The sequence below is a fragment of the Streptomyces sp. NPDC030809 genome (genome assembly GCF_055572195.1).
On sequence record NZ_JBVIDV010000004.1, the window covers coordinates 159,146 to 170,773 of the forward strand.

Below are 11,628 nucleotides of genomic sequence, written 5' to 3' on the forward strand. Positions count from 1 at the left end.
ACCGTCAGCCCGGCTCGGGCAGTCCCTCCCGGCCGGCCACCAGCCCGTCGCCGACCGGCCCGGCGGCCAATCCGCCGACCGCTCCGCCGACCGGCCCTCCGGCGGGCCCGCCCCGCCCCCCGCCGGCCGACCGCCCGGCCCGCCCGAACGCCGTCCCGGCAGCCGCCGTTCCGCTGCCGCCGCCCGCGCCCGCGTTCGCCTCCGCGCCCGCGGTCCCGCCCGGACCCCGGCCCGCCCCCACCGCGTCCCGCCCCGCGGTACCGCGCTGCCGCTCCCACGCCTCCAGCGCCGTCAGGCAGGCGTGGTCCAGGTGGCGCAGCCCGCTCAGGTCGAGGTGCACCGGCCGGTCCGCGGGCAGCGCCTCCAGGGCGTCCAGCAGCCGCGGCAGCCGCAGGAAGGTCGCGTGCCCCAGCACCCGCACCCGCAGGTACGCGCCCTCCGGCCCCGCCCCGTCCTCCTCCGTCTCGATGTGGACGTGCGAGGTCTCCCAGGCCGACTTGGCCACCGCCAGACCCAGCCCGACGAGCACCCCGTCGAAGAGGTTCGTCGCCACGATGGCCCCCGCCGTGACCACCAGCACCACCGCCTCGCCCCGGTGGCTGCGCCACAGGGCGCGCACCGCCTTCGCCGGCAGCAGCTTCCACCCGGCGTGCAGCAGCACCCCCGCCAGCGCGGCGAGCGGCACCACCTCCAGGGCCTGCGGCAGCAGCACGGCGAACAGCAGCAGCCACAGCCCGTGCAGCACCCGCGAGGCCCGGGTCCGCGCCCCGGCCTCCACGTTGGCGGCGCTGCGCACGATCACCGCCGTCATCGGCAGCGCCCCGAGCACCCCGCACACGGCGTTGCCCACCCCCTGCCCGACGAGCTCCCGGTCGTAGTCCGTACGCGGCCCCTCGTGCAGCCGGTCCACGGCCGCCGCGCTGAACAGGGTCTCCGCCGAGGCGATGAGGGCCAGCGCGAGCACGGTCGCGAGCGCGCCCGGCGACCACAGGGCGGCGAGCTCGGCCCGCCCCGGCGGAGCGACGGCCGCCAGCACGCCCGTGACCTCCACCTTCGCGACCGGCAGGGCCAGCAGGGCGCTCACCGCGGTGGCCGCCGCCACCCCGACGAGCGCGCCCGGCACCGCCCGGGCAGCCGTGTCCGGGAGCCGCCGCCAGAGCGCGGTCACGGCGATCGTGCCCGCCCCCAGGGCCACGGCCGCCCACTCCAGCTGCGCGCCCAGACCACCCAGTCCGGCCAGCTTGTCGAGGGTCCGCCCGGGCGCCGCGACGTCACCCAGTGCATACAGCTGGCCCGAGATCAGGACCAGCCCGATGCCCGCCAGCATGCCCTGGACCACGGCCACGGAGATCGCCCGGAACCACCGCCCGAGCCGCAGCGCCCCCATGCCCAGCTGGACCACCCCGGCCGCGCAGACGAGCGCGCCGAGAGCCCGTACGCCGTACGTCTGGACGGCCTCGTACACGAGCACCGTGAGACCGGCAGCAGGCCCGCTGACCTGCAAAGAGCTTCCTCTGAACCAGCCGGTGACCAGCCCGCCCACCACCCCGGTCACGAGCCCCAGCTCGGCCGGCACCCCGGAGGCGACGGCCACCCCCACGCACAGCGGCAGCGCGACCAGCGCGACGACCACAGACGCCCCGAAGTCGTCCCGCATCCTGCCTGCCCCGGGCATGTGAAACCCCCTGTCCACGCGATGACGTTCGTCACCCAGCGTGGCGGACGCGGGGTCCGGGCCCAAGGGCCCACAGGGGGTGGAGCACGGGTCACACGCCGCACGCGCGCCGCGCACGACCACTCTGCGCCGTCGGCGCACCCGGGGGGCGTGCGGCGGGGGCCCGGACACACGCAAGCCGCAGGACCCCGGGGGGCCTGCGGCTCACCGGACCGGACTAGCGGTAGTTCACGAACTGGATCGCGAAGTCCAGGTCCTTGCCCTTGAGCAGCGCCTGGACGGCCTGGAGGTCGTCGCGGCTCTTGGAGCTGACGCGCAGCTCGTCGCCCTGGACCTGGGCCTTGACGCCCTTGGGGCCCTCGTCGCGGATGATCTTGGCGACCTTCTTGGCGTTCTCCTGGGAGATGCCCTCCTGGATCGTCGCGAAGATCTTGTACTCCTTGCCGGAGAGCTGCGGCTCGCCGGCGTCCAGCGCCTTCAGCGAGATCTGGCGCTTGACCAGCTTGGTCTCGAAGACGTCGAGGACGGCCTTCACGCGCTCCTCGGAGTTCGCCTCCATCAGGATCTTCTCGCCGGACCAGGCGATCGACGCGCCGGTGCCCTTGAAGTCGTAGCGCTGCGAGAGCTCCTTGGCGGCCTGGTTGAGGGCGTTGTCGACCTCCTGCCGCTCGACCTTCGAGACGATGTCGAAACTGGAGTCGGCCATGTCCTGTGGCTCCTTGATGTCGGCTGTGCTTGCTGAGACGGGTGCGGTCCGGACCTCCCCGGAACCACGCCCCAAAGCCTAGCCACCGCGCCTGCCCGAAGTGCTGATCAATCCGGTGGCGAAGCACCCCCGCGCATCAGGTATTGTTTACGTCGTTGCCAGGGAGAACCGCGGAAGCGGCCGACCCGAACAACATCCCATGGCGGTGTGCCCGAGTGGCCAATGGGAGCGGACTGTAAATCCGTCGGCTTAGCCTACCCAGGTTCGAATCCTGGCGCCGCCACGCGATGCAAGACCCCCGTTCACCTGCAGAAACGCAGTGAGCGGGGGTCTTCTCGTTGTCGAAGACGGTCCGTTCGGCGAGGCTCTCAACCAAGTGATCTGTCTCACCAAGTCTCGCCCGAATCTCACCCCTGACCAGCAGGTGCGGGCCAGCCGCGGGCCAGCTTTCCAGGGGGTACGGCATGGCGCTCGCCAGCAAGGGCATGCGGTCGATCGTCGTCGACCAGGTCGTGTACCGGTGGCGGGTCCGCCGACGGGTTACCTATAGCCAGGGGATGGGGTGGACCTCCCTCGGCTACGCAGTCGAGCGCCAGGGCATGGCCGGAACCACCCTCTTGGTGGACGCCGGACGGCCTCACCCCTCGGCCTGGGCGCGAGTACCAGGCGCCGCAGTGCTTCCCGGTGAGGTGGCGGCCGCCATTCGCGCCGGCCTCGCCGCCGGCTGGACCCCCGAGACCACCGGCCCGCCCTTCCAGCTCAGCCTCTCGGCCGACGCCGGGGCCGAATGACGGAGGGGGCCGAGGCAGGAACTGCCGGGCCCCGTCCGGGGACGTCCTACGCCTCGTCGAACTGCGTGCCCCACTCCTCCAGCGCCGCATCGATCCGCTTGTTCGCCCGTTCCTGGGACTGGGCGAGGACCTTGGCGTAGATCCAGGACATCCCCGCCAGGCTGTGGCCGGCGCGACGGGCGCACTCCTCCGGGTCGAGCCCGGAGCTCAGCCAGAACGAAATGCCGGCGTGCCGCAGGTCGTACGGGCGCTAGGCGAGCAGGCAATCCTGATCCGCGGGCGGCAGCGCCTGCGCGCGGGCCTTCGCCCAGACCTCACCGTAGCCGCTCTCCTGGACGATGCCGCCGCGGCGGGTCTGGAACACCAGCCTGTCCTTCGCCGCACGGCGCTGCTCGATGTGCTCCCGTGGAAGCTTCACGAACACCGGCGGGATCGGCACCGTCCGGGACTCGGTCGGTGCGCGCCACTTCAGGTTGCGCTGGTCATGGACCTCGCCACTGTCCGTCCAGCCGTTGCCCACGCAGCCCAGGCTGCGGCGGCCGGCGTCGTCCTCACGCGCCACACCGGCCGAGCGCTCGCCCGGCATTCCAGCTCGATGTGGGCCCGGATCAAGGCGCCGGCCGACGCGGCCCTGCTCGAAATTGCGGAGGACACCCGGGCCGCGGTCATCGTCATGGCCGCGGGGAAGACCACCCTCGCCCGAGAGCTGGAGGCCCGCGGCTTCCGCCGCTTCTGCCCCGACGAGAGGTCTGGCGCGTCCACGGCCACTCTGCCCGCGACTTCCCCCGAGGCGAGCACAAGGTCCGCGAACGCCCGAGCGTGGGCGAGATCTCGGAGGACGAGCCGCACGTCGCTACTGGCGAGTGTTTGTTGGTCATGCTGCAGGCCCTTGCCAGCGGAGATACTCGCGTCCGGACGGAAATGACAGAGCCCGGGTCTCCTGATCGGAGTCCGGGCCCCATCTGAGGTGAACGCGATGGGTTAGATCAGCGTGCCGACGGCGATGGCAGTCTGAATGACGCCTGACGCGGCACCAGCATGCTGCAGGAAGGCGAGGATCCGGTGCAGGGCGTTGCGTCGGGCCGCGACCGGGGCGTGGGTGTCCTGAACGGTGTCGAGGTCGGTGGCGTACTGGTCCTGGTCGCCACGCAGGCCGCGGCCGGCGTCGCGGAGCTGCTCCAGGAGGGTGATCAGATCCCCGGACGCCACGCCGTAGTTCTGGGTGACATGCACACCCTGAACGCCGGACCCCCCTTGCTGGACGTACTGGTTGAAGACCGGTCCGTTCCCGGTTGTCTGGCTGGCCATGAACTGGCTCGCTTTCATATTAGAGTCGGCGCAGCGCCGCCCGATTGAGGTCAGCGTGAGATAACGGGGTCGGCGGTCAGCCCCGGCCATGAGGATCATCAGGCCGTTGGCGCTCAGCTCGACAGCAGCCCCTGCAACCACGGCGGCGTCGAGGTGTACGCCGAGGTAGAGGGTGCGGGGGGTGAACGCCTCAAGATCGACGGTCGCCGCGCCATCGGCTGCTGCCGCCTTTACAAGTTGGTTCAGGACGAAGTCGCGACGAGCACCGTGGTCGGTCCGCTGCCGACGGATCCCTTCTGCTTCGCGCAGCCCCGCATGGGTGAGATGCACCGCCTGCACATCGAGGGTCTCCAGAACCTCGACGTGCCCTCGCTCGTGAAGCAGTGCCATCGCCCCCTCGAGCAGGGTGCTCCCCGGGCCTCCTCGACTCAGGGTGAGCACAATGCCCGTCGGATGCGCGTTGCACTCGAGGAGGCGCAGCAGTACCACCATCGCTGCGTCGTCCACATGAAGATGTTGGAAGACGTCGTGGGCTTCGTCGACCGCGGTTCGGTCTGACGGGAGTGTGCGGCGGTCGAGCTCGGAGCGGAGGATTAGGCCAGGGCAGCCACGAGGGAGAGGTGCGTCGTGCACCATGGGCTGGGGTCCTTTCCGTAGTGATGGTCAGGGCTCTGGGCCCACCCGTTGTTCAGTGGCTGCGAATCCGAGAGCAGCGGGTGGGCCGTACTGTGCGTGATGGTGTGTTTGAGTGGATTACTCCATGAAGGGTTGGGTCTGACGGGACGTGGCTGAAGCAGCCCCCCGAAGTGCCTGATCGGTAGCGGTCGCGAGGAGCGTCCGGATCTCGCTGAACAGCCCCGGATGGTCGGACAGCTTGAGGTGCGCAGGGTCGGCGGCGTATGCGAGGAGCCCCGATAGCCGGTGAACCAGGGCAAGCGACTCGGGGGCATCGGGAGCGGCGCCTTGAAGCTGCTGCAGGGTCCTGATGAGCTCACCGGGCCAGGCCATCGTGACGTTGATGGGCTCCTCCCCTGTGTGCGCGGCATCAAGTTGGGCCCGATGCCGGACCGTTGCCGCGTGGGGGGATAGGTCGGCACGGTGCTGCAGGTCGGGTACGTCGGCGAGCTGCCCGGCAAGCCGGACGATGTGGTTGCTGTGCTCTGCCGCCCAGTTCTTCTCGGCTGCCTGCCGCGAGCGCCGGATGCGGGCCTGCTCCACCCGCTCGGCCTGGGTCCGCGCGGGGTGCACATCGGAGTCGTTCGCCGGGCTGAGCTGCAGGTAGCGACGTTCCGCGGACGAGCGGCTCTTGACCTCCATGGCGTCGGCCAGGCGTTGCCAAGTCACGTTCTTGTCGCGTGCCGCCTTGATGATGCGCGCCTCGTCGATGTCGAACTTCGACTTGATCTCCCGGATGACGAGCAGGGTGGCGAGCAGGTCCTCCTCGTCGACCATGCCGAGAGAGTCGTAGTCGATGGATCGCATGATCTCGTCGTACCGCACAGCCACGGGGCCGAGTCGCGGGGTGGGCTGGCGAAGGGATGGCTGCTGGGCGAGCGCTCCTGTCCACGTGTCCGCATCGCCGGCCATTGGTGACGTCAGGCGCCGGTACGCCGCTCGGCGTTTCTCATCTGTCGCCTTAAGGACGACATCATCTGTCGTCCTTAAGGCGACATTCTTGGGATGCTTCATCTTCTCTCCCGGAAATATCGGAGCCGTTTAGTGGTCGGCGCGAGTGGTGGGGGTGTAAAAGATCAACCGTTTGCTCGGTGCCGCCGGTTCTAGCGGAAGGATCCCTGGTGAGGGGGCATGTCGATGCTCCGCGGCTGAATCTCGGCATCGAACTGGAGTTACCAGTGGGTAATTTCCTTCGCTTGCGGACGTGGGGGTTTCTCGTCTGCGGTGGCGGTGCAAATGCACCGACCAGTCTGCGGCACCTGCCAACGGTGTGTGCGTGAAAAGCGGGGCATCGGAAAAAGCGCCACCCAACGCCACCCTCACGGCGCACCTAGCTGGCCGGTTCGTAAGGGGTGAGTAGGTGCCAAATGCGTTTAAGGTGTTATGTCGCGCTATTTCTGCAATTCGGAAGTTATGGCCTCTTACTGGGCGACCGCCCCGCGCTCGCTGTCGGTCGGCGCTCCCGAGATCTGCAGTCCACGGCATGGTGAACCTCGCGGTTGAGGCAGGCGATGCTGCGACCTGGGCCGGCAGCCTCGTCGCTGTTGCGACGGCCGTTGCGGCGTGGTGGCAGGGGAGGTCGCGGACCGAGCAAGCGGAACAAGCTCGAGTTCAGCAAGAGGCAGCGCAGCTTGCGCACCGCCAGGCCGAAGCCACGGAGCGGCGGGCGCTCGCGATGGAGCGGACGCTGGCGAAGTTGGTGGATGCGCGTGAGCTTCAGGTCGGCCCGAGTCCACAGCAGAGCCCGCCTGTAGTCCAGCCGTCTCACGTCGGCGGACCCAGCCTGCGGAGGTTTCCACAGGCTGAACGCTAGATCTGGGGCTGCGGCACAGCGGACTGTAAATCCGTCGGCTTAGCCTACCCAGGTTCGAATCCTGGCGCCGCCACGTGATGCAAGACCCCCGTTCACCTGCGGAAACGCAGTGAGCGGGGGTCTTCTCGTATGTCCGGGCGCATCCGGTCGGCCGGGGCTCCGGGCGGTCCTGGGCGGGTGTGGGCGGGCCCCGGGCGGGTCGTGGGGTGTGAGGCCGGTCATGCCGGGGTGTGGCCGGATTGCGCCGGGCGGGGGACGGGCCGGGGAGGGCGGGCGTACCGGGCGGCGGGCGGGGTCGTTGGGCCGGGCATGATGCGACTTCCCCAGACGCGGACGCTGGTGGCCGGCGGGGCCCTCGCCGCCGCGCTCGCCACCGCCGCGCCCGCCGCCTACGCCACGCTCCAGGACCGGCCCGCCGGGCGCGGGACCGCGTACGTGGAGACCCGGCTCTTCTTCGGCACGGCCCGGCCCGACGGGGGCGCGGACGTGACGGACCGGCAGTTCATGCGCTTCGTCGACCGGGAGGTCACCCCCGCCTTCCCGGACGGGCTCACCGTCCAGCAGGGGCGCGGGCAGTGGCGCGACCGGAACGGGGTCATCGAGCGGGAGCGCTCGTACGTCCTCGTGCTCCTGTACCCGCAGGGGGAGGCCGGGGACCGGGACCCGCTCATCGAGGAGATCCGGGCCGACTACCGCAAGGAGTACGGGCAGGAGTCCGTCGGGCGCGCCGACGACACCGTCTCCGTCGACTTCTGAGCCCTCCGCACCGCCCGGCCGCGGCCCCTGCCGCGCCGCTCAGTTGCCCGCGACGTCCTTCACCGCGACCGCCGCGGGCGTGGAGCCCGAGACCAGTTCCAGCGTGAGCCCGGCCGTGGCCGGGGTGTCGGCCAACTCGGCCAGGACCAGGGCGACATCGTCGCGCGGGACCGCACCCCGGCCCGTCGATGCCTCCAGCCGGACCCGCCCGGTGCCCGGCTCGTCCGTCAGCGAACCCGGGCGCAGGATCGTCCACTCCAGCCCCAGCCGGGTCTTCACGTACTCGTCGGCCTCGCCCTTGGCCCGCAGGTAGGCGTCGAACACGTCGGAGCCCGCCCGGTGCGGGTCCGCGCCCATCGAAGAGACCATCAGGAAGCGCCGTACGCCGGCCCGTTCGGCCGCGTCCGCGAAGAGCACGGCCGCCCCGCGGTCCACCGTGTCCTTCCGGGCCGCCCCGCTGCCCGGGCCCGCGCCCGCGGCGAACACGGCCGCGTACGCGCCCTGCAGGATCCCCGCGACGTGCTCGACCGAGGCCGTCTCCAGGTCGCACAGGACCGGTTCGGCCCCCGCCTCCCGCAGGTCGTTGCCCTGCGCCGGATCGCGGATGACGCCCGCGACCTCGTAGCCGCGCGCGACGAGCAGCCGCTCCAGCCGCAGCGCGATCTGACCATGTCCACCAGCGATGACGATGCGCATGCCCCGACCGTACGTCGCCCCGGGCGCCGCCGCCCGCAAACGCTCAGGGGCCGGGCTCCATCCGGCCCTGCCGGGGGAGGTCCAGGGCGACGGCCACCGCCGAGTCGCAGTACTCGCGCACCGCGCTCGTCCGGGCCACCACCCGGCCCCGGTGGATCACGATCCGGCTGTACGCGAGCGAGAGCACCCCGGAGAGCCGGTCTCCGCGCACCGCCAGCAGCTCCGCCGGGAACCCGGCGGCCACCCGGACCTCCGGCAGCCCCATCGCCGCGCGCGCGGCCGCGCTGACCGCCTCGTAGCCCTCGGCCGGCCGCAGCCCGCCCTGCGAGGCCAGCAGGTACGCGGCCTCCAGCGGGTCCCCGCGTCCCACCGGGTTCCCCGCGTCCCGCAGGGCGCCGCTGCCGGCCGCCACCCGCACCCCCGCCGAGCGCAGCAGCCGCACCGGCGCGGAACGCAGCCCCCGGCGCTCCAGGGCCGCGCAGTCGCCCTGCGGCAGGCAGGCCACGGTCACCCCGGCCGCGGCCAGCTGCTCGGCGGCCCGGAGGGCGATGTCCAGCGGCAGCCGGGACAGCCCGCCGCAGGGCCCGATGGTCACTCCCGGCCGCAGCCCGGCCGCGAGGGCGGCGAGCCGGGCCAGCCGGACCGGGTCGTCCCCGTCCGTGTGCAGGTCCACCGGGCAGCCGTGCTCGGCCGCCAGCTCCATCACGGCCTCGGCGTGCCCCGTCGGGTCCGGGTCCAGGTCCGGCAGGCCGCCGACCACCGCCGCGCCCATCCGGACCGCGTCCCGCAGCATCGCGACCCCGTCCTTGCCGGCGGCCCCGGTCAGCAGCCGCGGGACGGCGACGGCCGTCAGGTCGGTCAGCCCGCGCAGCGAGCGCCGGGCCTGGAGCACGGCCTCCAGCGGCCGCAGCCCGTGCGCGCCCCCGATCCGCACGTGCGAGCGCACCGCGGTCGCGCCGTGCCCCAGCTGGAGCAGGGCGGCCTCGGTGGCCCGCCGCTGGATCTCCTCCGGGGCGTACGAGACCGGGCCGTCGGTGTCGGCCGTGAGCGCGGTGTCCCCGTGGGCGTGCGGCTCGGCGGGGGCGGGCAGCAGCAGGTAGCCGCCCAGGTCCACGCGGGAGGCGGTGGGGCCGGGCAGGCCGCCCGCGGCGGCGACGGCCTCGATCCGGCCCCCGGAGAGCCGTACGTCCACCGTGCGGCCGTCGGTCAGCCGGGCGCCGGTGAGCAGCAGGGACGTGACCGCTTCCGCGGGCGCGCCGGAACCCGGTCCTTCGCCGCCCCCGCTGCGCGGGGAGTGGGGCGGCTGCTGCGGCTGGCTGTCGGGCATCGCGCTCCTGCGGGGGCTCGGGCGTTCCTGACGAGGGAGGCGGCGCCGCGCGCAGGGCGGGACGGCCAAGATCACGCGGCGTGCACCGAGCCTAGGGCGCCCCCGGGCCCCCTTCCGGGAAGGGCGCAATAGTCGTACCGGCGTGGTGCCCCGGAGCTCCCGGTGGGTGCGGAAACGGGCCCGCGGAGGCTCCGGAAGGGCCGGGCGGAAGGCCCCGGAAGGGCCGCCGGGAGGCCCTGCGGCAATGGATTTGGGCGATCGGCGGCCGAGCGTGTAATGTCTTCATCGCTCGCCCCAATAGCTCAGTCGGTAGAGCGTCTCCATGGTAAGGAGAAGGTCTGCGGTTCGATTCCGCATTGGGGCTCTGGTGTGAACGATCCCTCGCCATTCGTGGTGAGGGGAAGATCACATCAAAGCGGTGTAGCTCAGTCGGTAGAGCAAGCGGCTCATAATCGCTGTGTCACCGGTTCAAGTCCGGTCACCGCTACCAAGTAGCACCCAGTAGCCGATTGTGGGGTCGGTCTCCCGATCGGCTACTCTTTTATGCGTTCATCCGTCCATCCGTCCGTCAAGGAGCACTCACGTGGCTGCCACCGACGTCCGCCCGAAGATCACGCTGGCCTGCGTGGAGTGCAAGGAGCGGAACTACATCACCAAGAAGAACCGGCGCAACAACCCGGACCGTCTTGAGATGAAGAAGCACTGCCCGCGCTGCAACTCGCACACCGCGCACCGCGAGACCCGCTGATCCCAGCGCGTCTTCGGACACAGGCTTGATCACGAGGCCGTCCCCGTTCCCGGGGGCGGCCTCGTGGCATATCCGGGCAGTCCGCCCGGCCGGTCCGGTCCGCCCTTTGCGATCGTCCCGGCCTTTGTGATCAGTTCGACCAGGAGGAGTGAGCCATGGCGCTCGACCAGTCGTTCGTGGGGCGGGCCTATCCGCCCACCGAGCCCTACGAGGTCGGCCGGGAGAAGATCCGGGAATTCGCGGAAGCGGTGGGTGACGCCAATCCCGCGTACACCGATCCGGAAGCCGCCAAGGAACTCGGCCACCCCGATGTGATCGCCCCGCCCACCTTCGTGTTCGCGATCACGTTCAAGGCGGCCGGCCAGGTCATCGCCGACCCGCAGCTCGGGCTCGACTACAGCCGGGTCGTGCACGGCGACCAGAAGTTCGCCTACACCCGCCCGGTGCGGGCCGGCGACCGCCTCTCGGTCACGTCCACCATCGAGGCCGTGAAGTCCATGGCGGGCAACGACATCGTGGACATCCGCGGAGAGGTCCACGACGCGACCGGCGAGCACGTGGTGACCGCCTGGACGAAGCTCGTCGCGCGCGCGGCGGAGGAGGGCTGACATGGCTGCCAAGGTCTCGTACGAGGAGGTCGAGGTCGGCACCGAGCTGCCCGCCGCGAGCTTCCCGGTCACCCGCGCCACCCTCGTGCAGTACGCGGGGGCCTCGGGCGACTTCAACCCGATCCACTGGAACGAGAAGTTCGCCAAGGAGGTGGGCCTGCCGGACGTGATCGCGCACGGCATGTTCACCATGGCCGAGGCGATCCGCGTCGTCACCGACTGGACCGGCGACCCGGCCGCGGTGGTCGAGTACGGGGTGCGCTTCACCAAGCCCGTCGTGGTCCCGAACGACGACGAGGGCGCCCTCATCGAGGTCAGCGGCAAGGTGGCCGCCAAGCTCGACGACAACAAGGTCCGCGTGGACCTCGTCGCGACCAGCGCGGGCCAGAAGGTCCTGGGCATGTCGCGCGCGGTGGTCCGGCTCTCCTGACCGGTACGGCACGCCCCGCGGGGGGGGGGGGGGGCCCTCCCCCCCTGCCCCCCTGTGTATTCTTCACCCCCCTGGCGAGGTTTGTCGTTGGTGGC

General features: G+C 71.5%; 12 protein-coding genes and 3 tRNA genes. 8 read left to right on the forward strand and 7 right to left on the reverse strand.

Going from position 1 to position 11,628, the window contains the following annotated elements:
- Positions 1 to 4 precede the first annotated feature (4 nt).
- Entirely contained in the window at positions 5 to 1,675 is a 1,671-nt protein-coding gene (locus tag ACZ407_RS07395) for a SulP family inorganic anion transporter (RefSeq protein ID WP_468126275.1), read from the reverse strand.
- Positions 1,676 to 1,892: 217 nt separating this feature from the next.
- A complete protein-coding gene (locus ACZ407_RS07400; RefSeq protein WP_468126277.1) occupies positions 1,893 to 2,381 on the reverse strand; it encodes a YajQ family cyclic di-GMP-binding protein in 489 nt (162 codons plus the stop codon).
- Between the two features lie 201 nt (positions 2,382 to 2,582).
- On the opposite strand from ACZ407_RS07400, the gene ACZ407_RS07405 reads away from it, so the two are divergent.
- Together ACZ407_RS07405 and ACZ407_RS07410 are read left to right on the forward strand one after the other, a co-directional pair.
- Positions 2,583 to 2,664: transfer RNA gene (locus ACZ407_RS07405), tRNA-Tyr, on the forward strand.
- Positions 2,665 to 2,845: 181 nt separating this feature from the next.
- Entirely contained in the window at positions 2,846 to 3,172 is a 327-nt protein-coding gene (locus ACZ407_RS07410) for a hypothetical protein (RefSeq protein ID WP_468126278.1), read from the forward strand.
- Positions 3,173 to 3,422: 250 nt separating this feature from the next.
- Here the strand turns inward: ACZ407_RS07410 and ACZ407_RS07415 are convergent, their stop codons facing one another.
- The 3 genes from ACZ407_RS07415 to ACZ407_RS07425 all read right to left on the reverse strand — a co-directional run bounded on the left by ACZ407_RS07415 (position 3,423) and on the right by ACZ407_RS07425 (position 5,962).
- Positions 3,423 to 3,758: a hypothetical protein gene (locus ACZ407_RS07415; protein WP_468126279.1), complete on the reverse strand. Its 336-nt coding sequence runs from the start codon at positions 3,756 to 3,758 to the stop codon at positions 3,423 to 3,425.
- A gap of 395 nt (positions 3,759 to 4,153) precedes the next feature.
- A complete protein-coding gene (locus tag ACZ407_RS07420; RefSeq protein WP_468126280.1) occupies positions 4,154 to 4,987 on the reverse strand; it encodes a hypothetical protein in 834 nt (277 codons plus the stop codon).
- 246 nt (positions 4,988 to 5,233) lie between these two features.
- Positions 5,234 to 5,962: a hypothetical protein gene (locus tag ACZ407_RS07425; protein WP_468126282.1), complete on the reverse strand. Its 729-nt coding sequence runs from the start codon at positions 5,960 to 5,962 to the stop codon at positions 5,234 to 5,236.
- A 1,318-nt stretch (positions 5,963 to 7,280) separates the two neighbouring features.
- Between ACZ407_RS07425 and ACZ407_RS07430 the strand changes: the two genes are divergently transcribed.
- Complete coding sequence (locus ACZ407_RS07430) at positions 7,281 to 7,724, forward strand: DUF3574 domain-containing protein (protein WP_468126569.1); 444 nt, start codon at positions 7,281 to 7,283, stop codon at positions 7,722 to 7,724.
- 39 nt (positions 7,725 to 7,763) lie between these two features.
- Here the strand turns inward: ACZ407_RS07430 and ACZ407_RS07435 are convergent, their stop codons facing one another.
- Positions 7,764 to 8,420: an SDR family oxidoreductase gene (locus tag ACZ407_RS07435; RefSeq protein WP_468126284.1), complete on the reverse strand. Its 657-nt coding sequence runs from the start codon at positions 8,418 to 8,420 to the stop codon at positions 7,764 to 7,766.
- Between the two features lie 43 nt (positions 8,421 to 8,463).
- On the reverse strand, positions 8,464 to 9,747 hold the full coding sequence (locus ACZ407_RS07440) for an amidohydrolase family protein (protein ID WP_468126286.1): 1,284 nt from the start codon (positions 9,745 to 9,747) through the stop codon (positions 8,464 to 8,466).
- Positions 9,748 to 10,038: 291 nt separating this feature from the next.
- Between ACZ407_RS07440 and ACZ407_RS07445 the strand changes: the two genes are divergently transcribed.
- The 5 genes from ACZ407_RS07445 to ACZ407_RS07465 all read left to right on the forward strand — a co-directional run bounded on the left by ACZ407_RS07445 (position 10,039) and on the right by ACZ407_RS07465 (position 11,533).
- A tRNA-Thr gene (locus tag ACZ407_RS07445) sits at positions 10,039 to 10,111 on the forward strand.
- A gap of 50 nt (positions 10,112 to 10,161) precedes the next feature.
- Positions 10,162 to 10,237: transfer RNA gene (locus tag ACZ407_RS07450), tRNA-Met, on the forward strand.
- A gap of 93 nt (positions 10,238 to 10,330) precedes the next feature.
- Positions 10,331 to 10,495, forward strand: a complete 165-nt coding sequence (rpmG, locus tag ACZ407_RS07455) for a 50S ribosomal protein L33 (RefSeq protein ID WP_003956487.1) — start codon at positions 10,331 to 10,333, stop codon at positions 10,493 to 10,495.
- 155 nt (positions 10,496 to 10,650) lie between these two features.
- Positions 10,651 to 11,103 carry an FAS1-like dehydratase domain-containing protein gene (locus tag ACZ407_RS07460; protein WP_468126288.1) on the forward strand — a complete coding sequence of 151 codons (453 nt, stop codon included), beginning with the start codon at positions 10,651 to 10,653 and terminating at the stop codon, positions 11,101 to 11,103.
- 1 nt (position 11,104) lies between these two features.
- Positions 11,105 to 11,533, forward strand: coding sequence for a MaoC family dehydratase (locus ACZ407_RS07465; RefSeq protein WP_468126289.1), 429 nt, complete (start codon positions 11,105 to 11,107; stop codon positions 11,531 to 11,533).
- The last annotated feature ends 95 nt before the right edge of the window (positions 11,534 to 11,628 follow it).

What these genes read in the sequence shown, in the direction of transcription:
- ACZ407_RS07395 (WP_468126275.1), bottom strand. Translation starts at nt 1,675, where the DNA reads ATGCCCGGGGCAGGCAGGATGCGGGACGACTTCGGGGCGTCTGTGGTC.
- ACZ407_RS07400 (WP_468126277.1), bottom strand. Translation starts at nt 2,381, where the DNA reads ATGGCCGACTCCAGTTTCGACATCGTCTCGAAGGTCGAGCGGCAGGAG.
- ACZ407_RS07410 (WP_468126278.1), top strand. Translation starts at nt 2,846, where the DNA reads ATGGCGCTCGCCAGCAAGGGCATGCGGTCGATCGTCGTCGACCAGGTC.
- ACZ407_RS07415 (WP_468126279.1), bottom strand. Translation starts at nt 3,758, where the DNA reads ATGCCGGGCGAGCGCTCGGCCGGTGTGGCGCGTGAGGACGACGCCGGC.
- ACZ407_RS07425 (WP_468126282.1), bottom strand. Translation starts at nt 5,962, where the DNA reads ATGCGATCCATCGACTACGACTCTCTCGGCATGGTCGACGAGGAGGAC.
- ACZ407_RS07430 (WP_468126569.1), top strand. Translation starts at nt 7,281, where the DNA reads ATGCGACTTCCCCAGACGCGGACGCTGGTGGCCGGCGGGGCCCTCGCC.
- ACZ407_RS07435 (WP_468126284.1), bottom strand. Translation starts at nt 8,420, where the DNA reads ATGCGCATCGTCATCGCTGGTGGACATGGTCAGATCGCGCTGCGGCTG.
- ACZ407_RS07440 (WP_468126286.1), bottom strand. Translation starts at nt 9,747, where the DNA reads ATGCCCGACAGCCAGCCGCAGCAGCCGCCCCACTCCCCGCGCAGCGGG.
- ACZ407_RS07460 (WP_468126288.1), top strand. Translation starts at nt 10,651, where the DNA reads ATGGCGCTCGACCAGTCGTTCGTGGGGCGGGCCTATCCGCCCACCGAG.
- ACZ407_RS07465 (WP_468126289.1), top strand. Translation starts at nt 11,105, where the DNA reads ATGGCTGCCAAGGTCTCGTACGAGGAGGTCGAGGTCGGCACCGAGCTG.